We start from the raw sequence: 19,673 nt of genomic DNA on the forward strand, positions 1-19,673 counted from the left end.
CGGGACCGGTCTTCCTGAGGTTCTTCTTCTTGCTCACCCTGCTCAGCCGATCTTCACGTTCTTGTCGATGGTGGTCTGGTCGATGTCGGACGTCCGCACCGTCACGGCGATCTTCCAGTCGCCCGCCATCGGGATCTGTACGCCGCTCGCGGACCAGTGCCCCTCGGTGAGGCGGTCGGGCGCGACCGGCAGCGGGCCGATGTCCTTGGACTCCAGGGTGAGGGCGAGCTTGACCTCGGGGACGTCCATCGGACGTTCGTCGGGCCCGTCGATCCACAGGTGCACGCTGTTCGCGCCGGTTCCGCCGGGCGAGAGTTCCAGGCGCACCGTGCCCGTGCCGTTCTGACCGCCGGTGTCGAAGGGCATGGTCAGACTCACCGGCTCGCCGGCCACCGGCGCCGCCGCCGCGGTGGTGCCTCGGGCGGCCTCCTCCTCGGTGCGGCCCGGCTCCGTGGACGTCAGGATCGTCGTGACGACCAGCAGGACCACGGCGACGGCGGTCTCCACCATCACCGAGCGCCGGAGCCCCGAGCGGTCCGGATCGGCGTCGCGGGCACGCTTCTCCTTCGTCGCGTTCAGAGCGGCGCGCTGCCGGGAGAGCTGCGCGGCGCGTTCCGGATCGGCCTCCTCCCCGGGAGCGGAGGCCGTGGCGGCCGTCTCCCCGGGTGCGGCAGCCGTGCCGACGGCCGCACCTCCGACCGGACCGGCAGCCGGGCCCGCAGATGCGTCGGCGTCCGTGGAGAGCGCCTGGCCCGCGGGCGCCTCGGCCGTCGGAGCGGCGGACGAGCCCGCGGTATCGGCGTCCGCGGAGGCATCCGGACCGGGGGCCGTGCCCTCCGCCGGTCCGGCGCCTCCGGCCGATCCCGTGCGCGCGGTCAGCCGGGCGGTCCACCGCCGGGACAGCCACGCGACCCCGACGAGTACGGCGACCAGCGCCACCTTGAGGAGCAGCAGCTGCCCGTACCGCGTCCCGGTCAGCGCCGACCAGGAACCGACCTGGCGCCAGGACTGGTAGAGGCCGGTGGCCGTGAGCACGAGCACACTGCCGAAGGCCAGGCGGGAGAACCGCCGCACCGCGTCGGCCGTGATGCCGGGCGTCCGGTGGAGGGCGACCAGCAGTGCGACGAGTCCGCCCAGCCAGGCGGCGACGGCGAGCAGGTGGAGCACGTCCACGGGCATGGCGATCCCCGGCTGGATCCCCGTCGAGGCGTGCTCGGCCAGCGCCCAGGTCCCGGCTATGCCGGCGGCGATGACGGCTCCGCCCGTCGCCAGACCGAAGGTGAGGTCCTTCTTCTCCGTCGCGTCCTCGCGCCTGGCGTACGCCCCGAAGAGGACGGCGATGAAGAGGGCGGAGGCACCCAGGAGCAGCAGCCGGGACACCAGCGCCGCCCCCGGCTTGGTGTCCAGCACGGCCTGGAGGCCTTCGAGGTCGAAGGCGTCGGCGAGCTCGCCGGACCCGGTGTAGGGGTTGCGCAGGAGCAGCAGGGCGAGGGTGGCCGCGGTGAGGGTGACCCAGCCCTGCACGACGAGCCGCTGCAGCGGTCGCGCGCCGGCGCCCTGCTGCCAGCAGGCGAGCACGAAGGCCGCACCGCCCGCGAGCAGGATGAATCCGGCGTACGCGGCGTAGCGTGCGATGCCGTAGAGCGTGCCCACGAGTCCGCCGCCGGCCTCACCGGAGGGCAGCGCCACGGTGGTCTCCGAGGGTGCGCCCACGGAGAAGGTGAAGGCTCCGGCCACCGGGTGGCTGTCCGCGGACACGGCCTGCCAGGCCACGGTGTACGTGCCGTCGGGCAGACCGCTGTGCAGCTGGACGCCGTAGCGCACCGCGCCGCCGCTGGTGAGATCACGGGGGGCGCCGGTGTCGGCCCGCTTCCCGCTCGGGTCGAGCACCCGGATCGAGTCGTCGTCCATGGCGATCTGCTCGGAGAAGGTGAGCGTGACGTCGGCGGGGGCGGTGGCGACCACCGCCCCGTCCTGCGGATCGCTCCCGGTGAGGGCGGCGTGCGCGGACGCGGGGCTCGCGCCCGCCAGCACCAGACCGAACAGCAGGCTGATCAGCGTGGCGAGGAGCGCGACCGCTGCGCGCGGCCGTCGTATCGGGGAGGGCCCGAAGTGCGGGGCGGTGGCTGTCATGGGGTGTCAGTACCTCACTGCTTCTTCGGGTTGTAGGTGGTCTCCTTCACGGGAATGTCGACCGTGATCGGGTCGGCCTTCTCGAAGTGCAGCTCCACGGAGACGGTCTCTCCCCGCTTGGGCCGCTGCTTCAGCTCCGTGAACATGATGTGGTTGCCGCCGCGTTCGAGGTCGAGCTCGCCACCGGCGGGCACCTCGAACGACGTCACCATCCGCATCGTGCTGTTCTCCGTCTCGTGGATGGACACGTGGTCGGAGAGCGTGCTGGTCACCGAGGTGAGCCGGTCGGTGGTGGCACCGCTGTTCTTCACGTGGAGGAAGCCGGCCGCCATGTCGCTGACGGGCTGCGGCATGAAGGCACCGGTCACCTCCAGCTGCGGCACGCTGTCCGAGGAGCACGCCGTCAGCGCCAGGCCGGTGGTGAGGGACAGGACGCCGGCGACGGCGGTACGGCGGTTCACGGGTTCTCCCCCTTGACGAGCTTCGGGAGGTCCTCGGTGTAGTCCTCGGCCGTGGTGTCCTCGCTGTAGAGGACGTACCCCTTGTCCGTCTTGGGGGAGAAGGCGATGACCTGGGCCCCGTGCATCGAGACGACCGTGCCGTCCTTCTCCTTCTTCGGCGGGTCGATCCCGATGCCGATCTGCCGCGCCCCCGCCTGGATGTCCGTGAAGTCGCCGGTGAGACCGGTGAAGCCGGGGTCCTGGGCCTTGAGCCAGCTGCCCAGGGAGGCCGGGGTGTCCCGCTCGGGGTCCGTGGTGACGAAGACGACCTGGAGGTTCTTCCGGTCGGCCGCCGGCAGGGCCCGCTTGGCGAGGGCGATGTTGCTCATGGTCAGCGGGCAGACGTCGGGGCAGTTGGTGTAGCCGAAGTAGATGAGGGTCGGCTTGCCCTTGGTCCGCTCGCGCAGGTCGTACGTCTTGCCGTGCGTGTCGGTGAGGACGAGGTCGGGCTTGGTGAACGGCTGGTCGAGCACGGTCGCGGGCCGGGACCCGGCCCCGGAGGAGACCTCGGCGACCGAGTCGTCCGCCGTGCCCCCTCCGCTGCCGCAGGCCGACAGGGTCAGTGCGGCCACGGCGGCGAACGCCGCGGCCAGCACCGTCTTCTTGCTGTGCATGGAGCTGAGTTCCTGATCTGTGGATACGGGTGGGTGGAGCCGGTGGGGTCAGGCGGTGCGGCGACGGCCGGCGAGGACGCCGAACGCGACGCCCGCGAGGCCCACCACGATGCCGACGATGCCCAGGACCCGGGCGGTGCCGTCGCTGCTCGACGCGGACGCGCCGTCCGCGGACGCCGTCGTGTCGCTCGCCGCCGCGGCGCTCTCGTCCCCGGCGCCCTTGTCGTCCGCTGCGCCGCCGTGGGCGTCGGCCGCCGCAGCCGTCAGGGCGAGGACGGGCGCCGGGCTCTCGGGCTCCTCGCCGCCCTCGGTGGGCTCCTCGATCCAGCGGACGACCTCCTTGTCGCTGTACGTCTGGAGCGCCTTGAAGACCAACTGGTCGGCGTCCTCGGGGAGCTGTCCGACCGAGAGCGGGAACTGCTGGAAGAAGCCGGACTCGATGCCCTTGCCGTCCGCGGTCCAGGTGACCTTCGAGACCGCCTCGTTGATCTTGTTGCCGTGCACCTCGAGCGGCTCGGCCAGCTTGCTCTTGGTGACCTCGATCTTCCAGCCCGCCACCGGCTCCGGGCTGACGGACGCCAGCGGGTGGTCCGTCGGGAAGGTGACCTCGAGCTTCACGGTGGAGGCGTCGTCACGCTCGTTGGGGACCTTGAAGTTGACGGTGGCGTAGCCGCCCTTGGCGGCCTCGCCCTGCGGCTGCACGCTGACGTGCGCGGAGGCGGTGCCGGCGAGCAGCAGGACGGTGGACGCGGCGACGCCGCCGGCGAGGGCGATGCGGGAAACGTTCATGGCAGGGATCACTCCACGAGGGATGAGGAAAAGGTGGTCCGGCGCGCGGGAGCGCGACGGCATCACGACCACCTCGTCACCGGAGTCCCGGGGGAGGGGTCGTGTCAGGCTGCGCGTACGAACACGGGCGGCGGGCCGCGCCTGATCACCATGTGCTGCAGGGGGTCCCCGGTGGCCGGCACGGGCGCGTCGACGGCGCTGCGGAGTGTCCGCGGCCCGGTCGGGGTGCGCCCCGGAAGCCCGGCACGCAGGACGCGTACCAGGGCCATGGCCGCGCGCAGCGCACGCAGCCTCGCCCCGGCCGCGAGCTGACGGCCGCCCTGCGCCGAGAGCGTGGCCAGCCGGAAGAGCGCGATCTCGCCGCGGCGCAGCAGCCAGCCGGTCGCCAGCGCGGCGAGCAGGTGCCCCAGGAGCATGGGCAGGCCGGGCAGGCCGGACACCAGGTCGGCGAGGAGCGACGGGTCCGCGGCGGAGGCCGCCGCTCCCGGTGCGCCGTGGACGTGGCCCTGGGCCACCGCCGCGGGGTCCAGCCCCGCGGTGGCCACGATGCGGTGTGCCTCGCCGGCGTTCAGCTGCGCCGGTCCCGCACCGCACACCAGTCCTGCGGCGAAGCGGATCAGCGCGTCGTCCCCCGACCCGGCCGCGGCGGCCGGCATGTGGCGCCCGAGCCCGAACAGCACGTGCAGGACGAGCTGCCCGGCCGCGAGGGCGGCGGTGATCGAGGGGAGGGTCCGCTCACGTCCGGCGAGGAGGGCCGCGGCGGCGAAGACTCCGGCGAAGCCGGCCAGCAGGCTCCACCCGGGCACCGTCATGCCCGCGGCGAGGCCGTGTCCGGCCGCGGCCAGCACGACGCAGACCGCGGTGAACACCGCGGTCCTCAGGAGCCGCATTCCGGCCCCGGCGCGTGCGACGGGCATAGACATGGCCGGGTCATCATCCCACTGGTCCCCCGGTCCGCGTACGGCAGGTCCGGAAGGTCGGTTTCCGTCCGCATCGGGGGGTGATCAGGGCGTGTTGCACCTGTTGCGGCGTGCCGTGCGGCCGTGTTCCGGGCCCGCCCTACACCGATGAGCGGAATATCCGCATCCGCCGAATGAGCGCTGTCACAGCGGATCCGTGCTTACCGCGCGCCCGTCGCGGCAATACGTAACGGTATGTCGAGCCGCAGCCAGGAGGCTGGAGCATGAGCATGTGGTGGTCACTGCATCTGCGGCGCGACGCCGCGAGCGTTCCGCTCGCCCGGCGCTTCCTGCTCGGCTCCATGGAGTCGGCGGGAGTGGATCCGGACATCTCCTACGACCTCTCGGTCGCGCTCAGCGAAGCCTGTGCGAACGCCGTCGAGCACGGCGGTGACCTGGAGGACGCGGGCGCCGCCCTCGCGGCCGGCGGCGGGCGGTCCGGACACGCGCGCGGCCAGTACCGGGTGACGGCCTATCTGGACGGCGAGACGTGCCGTATCGAGGTCGCCGACTCAGGGCCCGGTTTCCCGTCCCGGCGCACGCTCCGCACCGCCGCGCAGCCGTCCGCCGAGCGTCCGGCGGATCCGCAGCCGTGCGCCTCCGCCCCGGCGGACGCCCCCTCCGCCCGCACCGAGGCGTACCCGCCGCCGACCGCCGAGAGCGGTCGCGGGCTCTGCCTGATCGAGGAGCTCTCCGACCACGTCCACTTCGGCAACCGGCCGGGGCGCGGCGCGGTGGTGAGCTTCGACAAGGTCCTGAAATGGCGGGAGGGCGCGCTGCTCATGGTGTCCTGAGCAGCACGCCCTCCGGCGCACGGGGCGCGGCCGTCCGCGCCGGCCGTGTCAGCCCTTGAGCCGGGCCATCCAGGCCTCGACCTCGTCGGACCTGCGCGGCAGCGCGGCGGACAGGTTCCGGTTGCCGTCCTCGGTCACCAGGATGTCGTCCTCGATGCGCACGCCGATGCCCCGGTACTCCTCGGGCACGGTCAGGTCGTCGGCCTGGAAGTACAGCCCGGGCTCGACGGTGAGGCAGACCCCGGGCTCCAGGGTCCCGTTGACGTACGAGTCGGTCCGCGCGGCGGCGCAGTCGTGGACGTCCATGCCGAGCATGTGGCCGGTGCCGTGCAGCGTCCAGCGGCGCTGCAGGCCCAGCTCCAGCACCTTCTCCACGGACAGGTCACCGAGCAGGCCCCACTCGACCAGCTTCTCGGCGAGGACCCGCTGGGCGGCGTCGTGGAAGTCGCGGAAGGCGCCACCGGGCTTCACCGCGGCGATGCCGGCCTCCTGGGCCTCGTACACCGCGTCGTAGATCTTCCGCTGCAGCGGCGAGAACGTGCCGTTGATGGGGAGCGTCCGGGTCACGTCGGCGGTGTAGAGCTCGTCGGTCTCCACACCCGCGTCGAGGAGCAGGAGCTCACCGGAGCGGACCGCGCCGTCGTTGCGGACCCAGTGCAGCGTGGTGGCGTGCGGGCCGGCGGCGCAGATCGAGCCGTAGCCGACGTCGTTGCCGTCGACGCGGGCGCGCAGGAAGAAGGTGCCCTCGATGTAGCGCTCACTGGTGGCCTCGGCGCGGTCGAGGACCTTCACGACGTCCTCGAAGCCGCGCGCCGTGGCGTCGCAGGCCTTCTGCAGCTCGGTGATCTCGAAGGCGTCCTTGACCAGGCGGGCCTCCGAGAGGAAGACGCGCAGCTCCTCGTCGCGCTCCGCGGTGACCTTGTCGGCGAGAGCGGCCTCGACGCCCGCGTCGTGCCCGCGGACGGCGCGCACCGGTCCGGTGGCCTCGGCCAGCGCGGCCGGGAGCTCGCGGACGTCCTTCGCCGGGACACCGAGCAGCTGCTCGGCCTCGGTGAGGGAGTGACGGCGGCCGACCCACAGCTCGCCCTGGCCGCTGAGCCAGAACTCGCCGTTCTCACGGTCGGAGCGGGGCAGCAGGTAGACCGTCGCCTCGTGTCCGCCGTCGACCGGCTCCAGCACCAGGACACCGTCCTGGGTCCGGTCGCCGGTGAGGTAGGCGTACTCGGTGGAGGGCCGGAAGGCGTACTCCGTGTCGTTGGAGCGGGTCTTCAGGTTGCCCGCGGGAACGACGAGCCGCTCGCCCGGGAAGCGCGCGGAGAGCGCGGCGCGGCGGGCGGCGGTGTGGGAGGCCTGGGCGATCGGCTCCAGGCCGTGCAGCTCGGTGTCGGCCCAGCCGGACTTCATGCTCTCGGCGAGCTCGTCGGAGATGCCCGGGTACAGGCCGTTCTTCCGCTGCTTGACCGGCTCTGCCTCTGCTGTCTCCGGGGTCTCCGGGGCAAGCTCCTCAGACACGTTTTGTCCTCCTTGTACGACACTGGACCTTCCCCATCGTACGGGCGTACGGAAGGGGGCCCGGTGCCGGAACGCCTCGTGCCACCGGCGCGCCCGGGGGAGACGACTCGTGTCACCGGTGCGTCCGCGGAGGGGACCGCTGTCACCGCCGCGTCCCCGGCGGGGAGTGGTCCTGGTCGAAGCGCACGGCCAGCAGCGCGACGCCCTCGGTGCGGCCGTCGCCGTCCCGGCCGTCGTCGTCCCGGCCGTCGGGCAGGACGGCCCGCAGGATGTGGTCGGCGACCGCTCCGGGATCCTGGCGCAGGGCCTTCGGCACGCCGGCCGCGGCCGAGCGCAGCCGTGCGAAGGCCCGGTCCCTGGTGGTGCCGGTGCGGCGCAGCAGCCCGTCGGTGTAGAGCAGCACCGTCTCGCCGGGCAGGGGGGTGAACTCCACGCTCGGCGCCTCCCAGCAGGAGAGCATCCCCAGCGGGGCGGAGAGGGTCGTCTCCACGAACTCGGTGCGCCGGTCGCCGGTCACCAGGGGCGGGGTGTGCCCGGCGCCCGCGAGCAGGACCGTGCGCCGCTCCGGCTCGCAGTACGCGTAGAGGGCGGTCGCCGCGGTGGCCGGTTCGGTCAGCCGCAGCAGCAGTTCCAGATCGGAGAGGACGGCGACGGGGTCCTCCCCCTCCAGCACGGCGTAGGCCCGGAGGCCGGCGCGGAGTCGGCCGGTGGCCGCGAGGGCGGACGGACCCGAGCCGCCCACCGAACCGACCGCCAGGCCGAGCGCCTCGTCCGGGAGCGGCAGCGCGTCGTACCAGTCGCCGCCGCCGCCGGGCGCGGCCAGGTGGCGTGCGGCCAGCCGCACCCCGGGGACCCGGGGCAGCCTGACCGGCAGGAGCTCCTCGGCGATCACGGCGGCGTCCGCCCTGGCGCGTTCCAGTTCGAGCAGCCGGGCCAGGTGCTCCGCGGCGTGGCGGGCGTACACCGCGACGAGATGGCGCTGGCGCTCCAGCGGCTCGGCCGGTTCGTCGTACAGCCAGACGGCCGCGCCCAGCCGGCCCGTCGTCGCGCTCATGAGGGGCTGCGTGTAGGTGGCGGCGTGTCCGAGGAGGGCCGCCACCTCGCGGCAGCGGGGATCGAGGGCGGGGTCGGCGAGGAGGTCGGGGCAGGCCACCGGACCGTCGGTGCCGGGGAGGCCGTCGAGAAAGCGGCCGTGGGCGGTGGCGCTGCGGGGGACCGTCTCGATGTGCCCCAGTTCGGCGTGGGCGAGGCCGAGCCCGATGGTGCGGGACGGGCCGCGGCCGTCGGCGGGTTCGAGGACGAGCAGTCCCCGGCTCGCTCCCACCAGGGCGGCGCCGGCGTCCAGGAGCTCCTGGAGGGCGCCGTCCAGGGTGCTCGTCCCGGCCAGTCGCTCGGTGAGCTCGTGCAGGGTGGTCAGGTCGGAGACCCACCCGGCCAGCCGGTCCTGGAGGAAGGCACCCGGGGCGGAGGGCACACCTTCCGGGTGCGCGGGATTCTGCGTTGAAACGGGAACCATGGGATCGATTCCAGCCACTTTGGGAAGGTGGGGGGCGCTCATGTCGGCCGGCTTTCCGACCGGAGCGTCCTGTCGAATAGCATCGCAAACCCCCATGTCGTGCTGCGCCACCATCGGTGCAGCCACAGGTACACGTCCCCACATGTACACGCACAAGTAAGGTCATGTCCAGCATTGTCCTGACGATATTTATGGTGTCCGTGCGGTGGTTAACTTGGCTGAAAAAAGTACCCCCGGAACGCCATTTGCGATCGACTGGGTCCGCGAGACAGGGGCACCCTCGGGGTGAAATGCCGGAGGGAGCGTCATCCCGGGCATGCTGGGTACGTAATCGTGGATGGCCAGGGGCAGTTGCGACCGCCCCGGAACCCGACAGCGAGCCTGGGCGTCCACACCTGTGACGACTGCCCGCCCACCCCGAGTTGCGGGGTTGCACAAGGGACGGCACGCGCGATGCGCACGCCGACCGCGCGATGTACTGACTGGACTCGGCTCGGCTCAACCCGGTTCGAACCGGATCAGCTCCATTCTGTTCGGTTCCACTCTGCTCGGCTCGGCTCACGCTCGGCACCGACCACCGTCCGTGCCGTGGACTCGATGAGCCGGCACGCACAGCGAAGAGACGCACACGTGGTGTAACGAGCACGTGGTGCGAAGTGGACCTCGGCGTTCAACGGAAAGGAACGAGCGCTCATGCGCGAGATCCCCGGAAGGCGACGCAGGCACCGGCCCCGGCGCACGGGAAGTTCCGCCCAGCTCGACGCGGCGCTGATCTGTGCCACCGTCCGGAAGTGGCCTGTGCTGCCCGGGGCGGGACTGGCGACGGGAACCGCACGCGGCGAACGCGGCCGCGGCTGTGCCTGCCCCGACCCGGAGTGCGCCGTGCCCGGCGCGCACCCCTTCGACCCGGGTCTCCTGGCGGCGACCACCGACGCCCGCATGGTGCGCTGGTGGTGGACCAACCGGCCCACCGCCCCCATCGTCCTGGCCACCGGTGGCCAGGCGCCCTGCGCACTGAGCCTGCCTGCGGTCGCGGGTGCCCGGGCGCTGACCGCGCTCGACGGCATGGGCCTGCGGCTCGGGCCCGTGGTGGCGACGCCCACCAGGTGGTCCCTGCTGGTCGCGCCCTATGACCTGGAACGCCTCGGCGAGCTGCTGCACGCCAAGGACCGGGTGCCGGCCTCGCTGCGGTTCCACGGGGAGGGCGGCTATCTCCTCCTGCCTCCGTCCGAGGTGGGTACGGGGCAGGTGCGCTGGGAGCGGGCGCCGGAGACCGGGACCGCCGTGCCGTGGCTCCCGGACGTGGAGTCCGTCCTGGACGCGCTCGTCGAGGCGAGCAACAGCGCTCCGGACGGCGGCAGTCGGCTCACGTACTGAGCGGTCGGGGGCGCTGCGGCGGGGGACGACGGGCGGCTCACCCCGCAGGGGTACGGGGCCGCCCGGCCCGGGTGGGCGCGCGGGTGGTCCGGCCCGGTCCGTGGCGTCGCAGGGCTCGTCCTGCCGTGTGCCACCGGCTTTCTGACGGCCGGTCGGGAATCGCGGAAGGCAGGCCCGCCGGTGCGGCCGTTCGGACACATCCCGCACGGACGCACGGATGCGTCGCGCGGGGGAGACGGCGACCGCGGTGCTGCGGTGCCTCGGCCCGGCGAGCGGGTGCCGGGTGCGTCGTTCGCCATCGGTTCTCCCGTGTCGCGTCTTCGTGCGCTGCCCGACGCCTCCTCGGGTTTCTGTCCGAAACCGAACGTCGGTGCGACTCCGAGGCGTGCGGTGTACGGCCCCGTGGCGCGTACGCCCGGAGCGGGTGACGGCCCCAGGTGGACCGGGGGCGGGGCGGATGCCGGAGCGGCCGGATGACGCAGGCCCGCCGAGTGCTCCGGCGTACGCCCCAGGCGACCGGCCCCGGAAACGCGAACGTCCGGCCGCTGGCGACGGGGGATGCACCAGCGACCGGACTTCCAGAACGGTAACAAGAGATCTGCCGTGAGCAAATTCGATCTCGCCTATTCGGACAGCGATTTACCGGCGAGTACGGGGAGTTGTGACAGGAGTCACCGTCGACTCCCCGCTGCTGTCACGGTCAGCTGAGCGTCACCTGGCGGTTGGTGAGCCCCCCGCGTGCGCGGCGCTCGTCGGCCGTCAGCGGAGCGTCCGAGGCAAGGGCGTCGGCGAGCCGCTCCGCGAACTGCGCCGCGGGCTTCTCGCACTCCTCGGCTCCCATCGCGCTCGGCAGGTCCCAGACCGGGACCATCAGTCCGTGGGCGCGGAAGGAACCCACCAGCCGGGTCCCCTCGCCGAGCGAGGTGGTGCCCGCCGCGTGCAGCCGGGCCAGCGCGTCGAGCAGCTGCTCCTCGGGATGCGGCATGACCCAGCGCAGGTGGTTCTTCTCGGGCGTCTCGCACCAGTAGGCGGCGTCCACGCCGGAGAGCCGGACGGTGGGGATGGCCGCCGCGTTGGCACGCTCCAGCGAGGCGGACACCTCCGCCGTGGCGTTCTCCGCGTCGGGGACCCAGAACTCGAACCCGGTGTGCACGACGGGCTCGAACGCGGCGTCGGGGTCGAGGACGTCCTGGAGGCGCGGGCCGTCGGCGGGCACCCGGCGGGCGGCGACCGGCGAACCGGGCTCGGCCTCCAGGGCGCGCTGCAGGGTGTCCGCGAGGTCGCGGCTGAGGTCGCCGGACGAGGTGTCGTTCTGCAGGGCGAGCAGGACCGAGCCGTCGTCGCGGCGGAGCGCCGGCCAGGCCATCGGCAGCACGGTCGCGAGCGACACCGACGGCACGCCCTCGGGGAGACCGCCCTTCAGCGTCAGCCCGACGGTGGCGGCAGGGACCAGCTCGCGCAGGGCGATCCAGTCGCACTCCCCGGCGATTCCCTCGAACGGGCGCTGCACCAGCTCGGTCACGGCCTGGGCGGCGGCGCGTCCGTGACACGCCTTGTAGCGGCGGCCCGAACCGCACGGGCAGGGCTCACGAGCCCCTACGACCGGGATGTCACCGTCCTTGAGCTGCGGCTTCCCGGCCTTGGTCTGAGGGCGCTTCTTGGCCATGGTGGGCGTTCTCCCGATTGCGACAGTGCGGTCTCGGGCGCGAGCCTAGCCGCCCCCGTCGCCGCGCGGTGCCCACCCGTCGAACCCCCGAGGCCCGCCCCGCGTTCACCGGGCTCGGCCCGCCCCGGAGCGCCGGGTGCGGTACGCCGCCCGGTCGGTGTGCGCGCTGCACCTCAGGGTGCCGGGTGCGGTGCGCCGCGTGTTCACCGGGCTCGGCCCGCATCGTGGCCCCGGGTGCGGTGCGCCCGGTGGTCGGCGTGCGCGGTGCACCTCCGGGTGCGGTGCGGTGCGTGGCACCCAGGGCCGTGCGCCTCGTGCCCGCTCTCAGCTCGCGTCGTCGAAGGCGTCGAGCACGTCGGCGAGCTCCAGGCCGTCCAGCGAGCCGAAGCCGTTCATGGTGTGCAGCCCGTCCAGCGACGGCCGCCCGGCCCGTCCGGTCCGTGCGGTGCGCCCGGTCCGTGCGTTCCTCGCGGGGCTCGGGGGCGCCGTCGGGAAGCCGCCGTGCCCGTGCCTGCCGGAGGAGACCAGGGCCCAGACGGTGACCTCGCCGACCGCGTCGTCCCGTACGCCCCACTCCTGGGCGAGGGCGCTGATGATGTTCAGCCCACGCCCGCCGCGCGCCGTGACCGACGGTGTGGAGGGGACCGGCCTGGTCGGCCCGCCGCCGTCCGTGACCTCGACGGTCAGGTCGCCGCGTCCGTCCACGCGCCACGCGGCGCGGATGTCGCCGTTACCCGCTTCTGTGTGCTGCCCCAGCGGCCTGCCGTGCCGGCAGGCGTTGCTGAGTAGCTCGGAGAGGATCAGGACCGCGTCGTCGACCACGGTGTCCGAGACCCCGTTGCCGCGGAGCTGCTCACGCATCCGGTGCCGAGCCAGTCCCACGCCCGCAGGGCCATGGGGTACGGCCATGCTCGACGACGTCGGCACTTCCTGTGCCACCACAAACGCCACCCCCGAGACCTCCTTTGCCCCACGCCACGGGTTGGATGCCCTCCTGGACTGCGCCGGAAACCGGCCACGACGTTGTCAGTGATGCACTCGTAACGATCGATTGCGGAGTGAATGCGCCGGTGCACCCCCTGTAGCGGATGTTAAGAGCGGCCAAGTTGCGACAGGACCTGTTTGGGGCGGTTCGTGATGATCGCTTCGACGCCCAGACGCACACAGAGCTCGACGTCCTCCGGCTCGTTCACGGTCCACACGTGCACCCGGTGCCCCGCCCGGTGCAGCCGCTCGATGTACCCGGGGTGGTTGCGTACGATCCGCATCCCCGGGCCGGCGATGCGGGCCCCGGCGGGCAGCCGTCCGTCGCGCAGCCTCGGCGAGACGAACTGCATCAGGAACACGGTGGGGAGGGTGGGGGCGGCGGCCCGGACGCGGTACAGCGACCGTGCGGAGAAGCTCATGACACGCACCGGGGACGGCCCGTCCGCCGGTGGCGTGTCCAGTCCGAACCTCTTGAGCAGGTGGAGCAGGCGCTCCTCGACCTGCCCCGCCCAGCGCGTGGGGTGCTTGGTCTCGATGGCCAGCTGGAGCGGCCGGCCGGTGGCCCGGACGTCGTGGGCCAGTTCGAGGAGCCGTTCCAGGGTGAGGACGGACGTGAGCTCCCCCGGTGCAGGATCCCAGTCGGGGGACTCCTCGCGGTCCTTCCAGGAACCGAAGTCGAGGGTGGCGAGGTCGGCCAGTTCCAGCGCGGAGACGGCGCCGCGGCCGTTCGACGTGCGGTTCACCCGGCGGTCGTGCACGCAGACGAGCTGCCCGTCCGCGGTGAGACGGACATCGCACTCCAGGGCGTCCGCCCCGTCCTCGACGGCCTTCCGGTAGGCGGCCAGGGTGTGCTCGGGGGCGTCGTCCGAGGCTCCGCGGTGGGCGATGACCTGGATGGGAGGCTGCGGCGAGGGTAGGCGTGCGTCGGTCACCGCGTCATCGTGTCACCGCGACGCGTCGGGTGCTGACACCTCATGGCCTAAGACCGTTTTGCCTGATGTAAAGATTGGTGTGCGGATGCACAGGTCCTGCTTACAGTGGCCTGACGTGCTGTGGGAAAAGCTGACTGCAGACACGTGCACAGCGGATCTCTTGCCGAACGCCGAGTGGAACCGAGGAGTAAAGAGCTGTGAGCACCGAGAACGAGGGCAACGAGGGCAACGCGGCTCCGTCCGCACCGTCTGTTCCGTCCGCACCTCCCGTGCCGGCTGCCGCTCCCGAAGGCACCCCGCAGGGAGCCCCGCCCGCGCCGCAGTCCCCGCCCGCCGCACCCGCGGAGGCACCGACGGCCCAGTTCCCCGCCGCGGCGCACCAGGACGGCGCCGGGCCGTCCGCCGCCGCGCACGGACAGCACCCGTACGCGCCGCCGTCGCCGCAGCAGCCTCCGGCCGGGTCGGCCGGCTGGCCGCCGCCCCCGCCGGCCGTTCCCTCCTACGCCGACGGCGGCGCCCCTCCGGCCTGGGGAGCGCCCGCGCCCTCGCATTCCGGGAACCCGCGCAAGCGCCGCGCGGGCGGTCTGATCGCCGCGGTGGCGGTGGCCGCGCTGGTCGCCGGCGGTGTCGGCGGGGCCCTCGGCTACTGGGCAGCCGACACCAGCGACTCCGGCTCCTCGGGGTCGACGACCGTCGCGGCCTCCAACAGCCCGAAGGACTTCAAGCGCGATCCGGGCACCGTCGCGGGCGTGGCGGCGAGCGCCCTGCCCAGCGTCGTCACCATCGACGCGAAGTCCGGCGACGGCGAGGGCGGCACGGGCACCGGCTTCGTGTACGACAAGCAGGGCCACATCCTCACGAACAACCACGTGGTGGCCTCCGCGGCGGACAGCGGCCAGCTGACCGCGACGTTCTCGAACGGCAAGAAGTACGACGCCGAGGTGGTCGGCCGGGCCCAGGGCTACGACGTGGCCGTGCTGAAGCTGAAGAAGGCACCGGACGGGCTGACCCCGCTCGCCCTGGGCGACTCGGACAAGGTCGCGGTGGGCGATTCCACCATCGCGATCGGAGCGCCGTTCGGTCTCTCCAACACGGTCACCACGGGCATCATCAGCGCGAAGAACCGCCCGGTCGCCTCCGGCGACGGCTCCAGCAACAAAAACTCGTACATGAGCGCCCTGCAGACCGACGCCTCGATCAACCCGGGCAACTCCGGCGGCCCGCTCCTGGACGCGGGCGGTGCGGTCATCGGCATCAACTCCGCCATCCAGTCCACCAGCGGCGGAGGCGTCGGCCAGTCCCAGGCCGGTTCCATCGGCCTCGGCTTCGCCATCCCGGTCAACCAGGCCAAGAACGTCGCCGAGCAGCTGATCAGGACGGGCCAGCCCGTCTACCCGGTGATCGGCGCGACGGTCACCATGGAGGAGAAGACCGGCGGCGCCGTCATCTCGGACGCCGGCGCCGGCGGCACCCCCGCGGTCACCCCGAACGGCCCGGCCGCCCAGGCCGGGCTGAAGGCCGGCGACGTGATCACCAAGTTCAACGACACCACGGTGGAGAGCGGACCGACGCTGATCGGCGAGATCTGGACCCACAAGCCGGGCGACAAGGTCACGCTCACCTACCAGCGCGACGGCAAGACGCAGACCGCCGAACTCACCCTGGGCGAGCGCAAGGGCGACAGCTGACCGGCTAGGCTGTTCCACGCGTCGAACCGTCCCCTCTCGGGGGTACGCCGAAGACGCGGGGTGGGTTGCCCGAGCGGCCTAAGGGAACGGTCTTGAAAACCGTCGTGGCGCGAGTCACCGTGGGTTCAAATCCCACACCCACCGCAGCAGGTCAGAGAAATAGCAGGTCAGAGGGCGGGTCTCCGGTTCGGGGGCCCGCCCTCTGCGTTCACCTTGTCTCACCTCGTGCCCCTGATTCCCGGTGCTGACCAGGGCGTGTGGGCCATGCGCGGGCCAGGACCGGTCCTACTCCTCGGCGCGAAGCCCCAGCTCAACGAGCCGGTTGGCCGCCGCCGAACCGCCCTTGAGGAGCTTGGCGTAGAACCGGTAGAGCACAGCGAGGCTGTGGCCGGCGCGGGAGGCAGCCTCCACCGGATCCATGCCGGACTTGATCCACAGCGAGATTGCGGCGTGCCGCAGGGCGTACGGGACGTCCGCGAGCGGGGTACGCAGCTCCTGCTCGCTGAGCACAGCCTCGCGGGCCTCGCTCCAGACCTCGGAGTACTCGTTCGACGTGAGGCGCCCGCCACGTGCCGCCCGGAACAACCGGCCGTCCGGCGCGACACCGAAGTACTCGATATGGGACCGAACCATGCGGACGTACACCGGCGGGACGGGGACGCTGCGTACGGCCTTCCGCGCCCGATGCTTCAGGCCGCGCTCGTCGTGCGACTTCCCGCTATCGGTCCAGCCGCCCCCGACCTCGGGATGACTTTCTGACACCAGCACTTCCCCCCAGGCCTCCGGCTCGCTCGCAGGGGGCAGGAGGAAATCCGACTCCCGCAGAGCCACGGCCTCACCAGGGCGCGTTGCCACGTAGTAGACGGCTCCGAAGAACGCCTCCAGATGTTGGCCCCGGTCGCCCTGCTCTGCCACGGCAGCGAGCAGCGTCCTAGCGAGCCGAGGACCGGGCACCCAACGGAAGTCGACTTCGTCCGAGGTCTTGGGAGCCGCCCAGTCCACCGACAGGAACGGGTGACGAGTGAGGAGTGCTCGCTCCTCGACCGCGTAACGGAAGGCGTTGCTCAGCACCATGCGCTTGCGGTTCGCGGTGTTCTCCGCCGCAGGCTTCCCGTTCAGAAGCCTGGAAAGGGCCGTCAGTGCCGCGCGGACATGCTCCGGCTTGGCTGCTTCGTCCACCCGCATTGAGCGCTGACCCACCCACTCCAACGCCCTCCGGACGTCGTCAGGGGGCTCTTCGGCCTCGCCCCGCGAGATGAGCTGGTCCTTAGGGCCGTCCACGGCTCGGAATGCCCACTGGTAGAGGGCAGTACGGAGCACTCGGGCATCAGGACGGGTGCCGCCGCCGGTGCCGACGGTGAAGACGGGCGTTACAACCGCCAGGGATTCCGCGATGCTCGCCCGGTGTTTCGCGGCCGCTCCCGGCCACTTCATCAAGGCGTACGCCCTGGCGTGCTCGAACCATGTCGGCATCGCGAGGGCGGCAAGCTCCTTTTCTGGAAGACCGGTCTCCTCGTCGAATTGTTGTCCCGCTCGTAGAGCGGCCATGAGTTGCGAGCGGCGGCCATCTGCCTGCGGTTTGAGGGTGAAGCTCTTTGAGTGCCCCTCGGCTCCGACGCGCCAGCGGAGTTCCCAGGGCTTCGGTCGGCCTTTGCGCTGCCGGATGGACCAGATGACGACGTCGAAGGTGAGCATGTCTCTCCATGAAGAGAGGGCCCGCCGTGGCGGGCCCTCTCGGATCTGGTTGGTGCGGACTCAGGCGGCTTCCTCGTACCTGGCGAGCCAGGCGTCAAGGTCGCCACGGCGTACGCGTACCTGGTGGTTGGGGAGCTTGATGAGCTTCGGGGCGAGACCACGTGCACGCAGGCGGTAGAAGGCGGCGCGGGACATGTTGAGTTCGGCGAGGACTTCGGGGAGCTTCAGCATCTGGGGGCGGGCCACGGTGCGACTCCTTGGGCGGGTCGATGAGGGTTGCGCCCTCGGTGGTGGGCGCGTGTGTCCGAGGCTGTGATTTCTGCGTCATCGCGTCATCCGTGTCACTCATGCCCTCTGAGCTGCGGATACGCGGTGACGCAACCGGTTGGGGGTGCGTCATCCGTGACGCAGGCGTGCGTCACGGGGTGACGCAGGTGACGCGGGGTGACGCAGCCGAAGCCGTTCTGCGTCACCCTGATCGCCGCAGTTCAGGGGCTGTTTCAGGGGCCGTGGTGACGCGGGTGACGCAGTCTTCCTTTTCTTAAGAAAAAAGAGAGGGGGTGTCTGTTGTGATGTGGGGTTGCTTCGGGAGCGAAGTGGGGAGCCGCTTCGCGGCGCGACCCTCGGGCGGCGTTCCGCCGAACAGCAAGAGGAGCACCTGGCGCCGTGGCGAGTGGTGCTCCTCTTGCTTGTCCTGCCCCCGGCCGCGGGTGCGGGTCAGAGCGACTGCTGCTCGTGGGGCGGCAGGGCGGGGCGTCGGGTCATTTCGATGTACCGGCTCTCGCGGGTGCGGCCCCAGTCGACGAGTACGCCCCTGGCCGCAAGGGTGGGCTGGAGACGCTTGAGGCGGTCGGAGAGGACTTTCCCGGTTGTGGGCCACCCTTTGGGCAGCGGACGGCAGTCGTCGCCGCTGTAGAGGCCGCCAAGGAGATGGAGCCACTCCGAGGACGTCATCCGTGTCTCGGTGCCGGGGTCGAGGGTGGCGGCGTGCTTGAGGACGGTCTGCGCGAGGAGGTCCCCTTCGATGACGTCGTCGTTCAGCTCGTCCAGGCTGCTGCGGTAGGCGGGGAGCGTGCCGAACCCTGTGGCGGCGTCGATCTGCGCGCACAGGTGCGCGAAGTCCGCCATCCGCAGATCGCTCGGGATATCCGCCTCGGTCGCCCGGACCTTGACCGTCAGGTCGAGGAGAGAGCCGAGGATCGCGGGCAAGGCCGCTTCGAACTCCCGCCACAGCTCCGCTTCGGTCCGCCGCACGCTCGGGCGTTCCAGGCGCAGCGGCAGGAGGCGTTCGGCGAGGTCGGGGCGGATGACGCCGACGTCGATACCGGTCAGCAGGAGCGGGCGGCGGTAGCGGGAGCGGACGACATCCCCGTCACTGAACAACGCGCGCTTGATGCTCTCGGCTCCGGTGACGATGCAGCACATGAGGTCGGACAGGTCCGGGGCCAGGTGGGAGAGGTTGTCCAGCGCGGTGACCCATCCCGCCGCGACGGCCGTGATCAGGTTCTCTTCGTCCTTCGGGGCCCGGCGCAGGTCGCCGGTCATGCCCTCGATGATCCGCACCAGCATCCGGCCGGCCGTCGACTTCCCCGCGCCCTGCGGGCCGGTGAGGAACGGGGCCGGGACGGGGACGGACGGGCCGAGGCAGCCGATGAGCCAGGCCAGGGCCAGGCTCTCGGTGTCGGCGGTGGCGAAGTTCGTCAGCCGCAACAGCTGGTCGATGCCCTTGCCCTCGGTGTCCCGGGCGGGCATCGGGAGCTCTCCGGTGAGCTGGGTGCGCCGCCAGCACACCTCACGCGGGTCCGGAACCTTGATCTCCCACCCGTTGGGGTGGATGCGGACGGACTGCCCATCGTCGCGCCCCAGGTCCAGCCACGTCGCCCCGTCGAACCCGGGGGCGACACGGATGTGTGTGGGCTGCACGTCCTGACTCAGCGCGAGTGCTTCGATCAAGTCCAACGCCTCCTTGAGCGACGTCCCGTTGAAGACGCCGACCCCGTCGTTGAAGAGGTCGACCATGAGTTCCTGCCGGTGGCTGCCCGTGGTGCCCTGGGAGCGGATCGGGCGGGCGACGGGGTGACCGATCCGCTGGGCGTAGACGGTGCCCTCGGTGGTGCGGAAGTACCGGAAGTGCGACTGCGCGTACTCGGTGATGACCTCACGCGCCGGAGTCTTCTCGTCCTCGGACATGGCTCACATCCCCAATGCAGTGCGGGCGTTGGACCACGCGTCCGAGCAGTGCCGGGCGCTCTCACCCTTGGCCTGGGCGGCGGCGAACAGCCGGGCGGCGTGGGCCTCGGTGAGGCACCCGCACCGGCCGTGGGCGGACAGGACGGCGAGGAACGTGCGGTACACCGTCGCGTGGACCCCGGTGGTGGCCTCGGTGATCTGCTGCTCGGCCATGGCAATGCCGCGATCCAGGTAGGCGGGCGTGCGGTGACGGCATCCCCCGCCCCCGGCGGGCATGGGGGCGGTGACGGGGCGGACCGGCGACGGCTTCTTGATGATCAG

Annotated in this window: 16 protein-coding genes, 1 tRNA gene and 1 pseudogene; 4 read left to right on the forward strand and 14 right to left on the reverse strand. The window is 72.0% G+C overall.

Annotated elements, in window-relative coordinates; all coding sequences use genetic code 11:
* Positions 1–42: 42 nt before the first annotated feature.
* The 5 genes from ABZ172_RS22560 to ABZ172_RS22580 form a co-directional block, all read right to left on the reverse strand.
* Positions 43–2,133, reverse strand: coding sequence for a copper resistance protein CopC (locus ABZ172_RS22560; RefSeq protein WP_356885713.1), 2,091 nt, complete (start codon positions 2,131–2,133; stop codon positions 43–45).
* Positions 2,134–2,147: 14 nt separating this feature from the next.
* On the reverse strand, positions 2,148–2,594 hold the full coding sequence (locus ABZ172_RS22565) for a copper chaperone PCu(A)C (protein WP_356885715.1): 447 nt from the start codon (positions 2,592–2,594) through the stop codon (positions 2,148–2,150).
* A complete protein-coding gene (locus ABZ172_RS22570) occupies positions 2,591–3,247 on the reverse strand; it encodes an SCO family protein (protein WP_356885717.1) in 657 nt (218 codons plus the stop codon). The genes ABZ172_RS22565 and ABZ172_RS22570 overlap by 4 nt, the downstream gene beginning before the upstream one ends.
* 48 nt (positions 3,248–3,295) lie before the next feature.
* Positions 3,296–4,036, reverse strand: a complete 741-nt coding sequence (locus ABZ172_RS22575) for a YcnI family protein (RefSeq protein WP_356885719.1) — start codon at positions 4,034–4,036, stop codon at positions 3,296–3,298.
* A gap of 104 nt (positions 4,037–4,140) precedes the next feature.
* Positions 4,141–4,959 (reverse strand): hypothetical protein, encoded by an 819-nt coding sequence (locus ABZ172_RS22580; protein WP_356885721.1) that lies wholly within the window; start codon positions 4,957–4,959, stop codon positions 4,141–4,143.
* A gap of 260 nt (positions 4,960–5,219) precedes the next feature.
* Here ABZ172_RS22580 and ABZ172_RS22585 point away from each other — a divergent pair, with 260 nt between their 5' ends.
* Positions 5,220–5,789, forward strand: coding sequence for an ATP-binding protein (locus tag ABZ172_RS22585; RefSeq protein ID WP_356885723.1), 570 nt, complete (start codon positions 5,220–5,222; stop codon positions 5,787–5,789).
* Between the two features lie 48 nt (positions 5,790–5,837).
* Here ABZ172_RS22585 and ABZ172_RS22590 read toward each other — a convergent pair whose 3' ends face one another.
* Positions 5,838–7,301, reverse strand: coding sequence for an aminopeptidase P family protein (locus ABZ172_RS22590; protein WP_356885725.1), 1,464 nt, complete (start codon positions 7,299–7,301; stop codon positions 5,838–5,840).
* Between the two features lie 142 nt (positions 7,302–7,443).
* Entirely contained in the window at positions 7,444–8,817 is a 1,374-nt protein-coding gene (locus ABZ172_RS22595; protein ID WP_356885727.1) for a PP2C family protein-serine/threonine phosphatase, read from the reverse strand.
* Positions 8,818–9,510: 693 nt separating this feature from the next.
* Here ABZ172_RS22595 and ABZ172_RS22600 point away from each other — a divergent pair.
* Positions 9,511–10,194, forward strand: a complete 684-nt coding sequence (locus ABZ172_RS22600; RefSeq protein ID WP_356885729.1) for a bifunctional DNA primase/polymerase — start codon at positions 9,511–9,513, stop codon at positions 10,192–10,194.
* Positions 10,195–10,894: 700 nt separating this feature from the next.
* On the opposite strand, the gene ABZ172_RS22605 is transcribed toward ABZ172_RS22600, so the two are convergent.
* The 3 genes from ABZ172_RS22605 to ABZ172_RS22615 all read right to left on the reverse strand — a co-directional run bounded on the left by ABZ172_RS22605 (position 10,895) and on the right by ABZ172_RS22615 (position 13,779).
* Positions 10,895–11,860 carry a DUF5926 family protein gene (locus tag ABZ172_RS22605; protein WP_356885731.1) on the reverse strand — a complete coding sequence of 322 codons (966 nt, stop codon included), beginning with the start codon at positions 11,858–11,860 and terminating at the stop codon, positions 10,895–10,897.
* A 324-nt stretch (positions 11,861–12,184) separates the two neighbouring features.
* Positions 12,185–12,742, reverse strand: a complete 558-nt coding sequence (locus ABZ172_RS22610; RefSeq protein ID WP_356885749.1) for an ATP-binding protein — start codon at positions 12,740–12,742, stop codon at positions 12,185–12,187.
* Positions 12,743–12,951: 209 nt separating this feature from the next.
* Entirely contained in the window at positions 12,952–13,779 is an 828-nt protein-coding gene (locus ABZ172_RS22615; RefSeq protein ID WP_356885733.1) for a glycerophosphodiester phosphodiesterase, read from the reverse strand.
* Between the two features lie 197 nt (positions 13,780–13,976).
* Between ABZ172_RS22615 and ABZ172_RS22620 the strand changes: the two genes are divergently transcribed.
* Together ABZ172_RS22620 and ABZ172_RS22625 are read left to right on the forward strand one after the other, a co-directional pair.
* Complete coding sequence (locus ABZ172_RS22620; RefSeq protein ID WP_356885735.1) at positions 13,977–15,467, forward strand: trypsin-like peptidase domain-containing protein; 1,491 nt, start codon at positions 13,977–13,979, stop codon at positions 15,465–15,467.
* A gap of 59 nt (positions 15,468–15,526) precedes the next feature.
* Positions 15,527–15,611: transfer RNA gene (locus ABZ172_RS22625), tRNA-Ser, on the forward strand.
* A 141-nt stretch (positions 15,612–15,752) separates the two neighbouring features.
* On the opposite strand, the gene ABZ172_RS22630 is transcribed toward ABZ172_RS22625, so the two are convergent.
* The 4 genes and pseudogenes from ABZ172_RS22630 to ABZ172_RS22645 form a co-directional block, all read right to left on the reverse strand.
* Positions 15,753–17,162: a site-specific integrase gene (locus tag ABZ172_RS22630; RefSeq protein ID WP_356885737.1), complete on the reverse strand. Its 1,410-nt coding sequence runs from the start codon at positions 17,160–17,162 to the stop codon at positions 15,753–15,755.
* Between the two features lie 60 nt (positions 17,163–17,222).
* Positions 17,223–17,408 carry a helix-turn-helix domain-containing protein gene (locus tag ABZ172_RS22635; RefSeq protein ID WP_356885739.1) on the reverse strand — a complete coding sequence of 62 codons (186 nt, stop codon included), beginning with the start codon at positions 17,406–17,408 and terminating at the stop codon, positions 17,223–17,225.
* Between the two features lie 471 nt (positions 17,409–17,879).
* Positions 17,880–19,352, reverse strand: a complete 1,473-nt coding sequence (locus tag ABZ172_RS22640; RefSeq protein WP_356885741.1) for an ATP-binding protein — start codon at positions 19,350–19,352, stop codon at positions 17,880–17,882.
* 3 nt (positions 19,353–19,355) lie between these two features.
* A pseudogene (locus tag ABZ172_RS22645) lies at positions 19,356–19,673 on the reverse strand (DNA primase); the annotation flags it as partial.

The sequence above is a fragment of the Streptomyces sp. NPDC006296 genome (genome assembly GCF_040613235.1).
Lineage (GTDB): Bacteria > Actinomycetota > Actinomycetes > Streptomycetales > Streptomycetaceae > Streptomyces.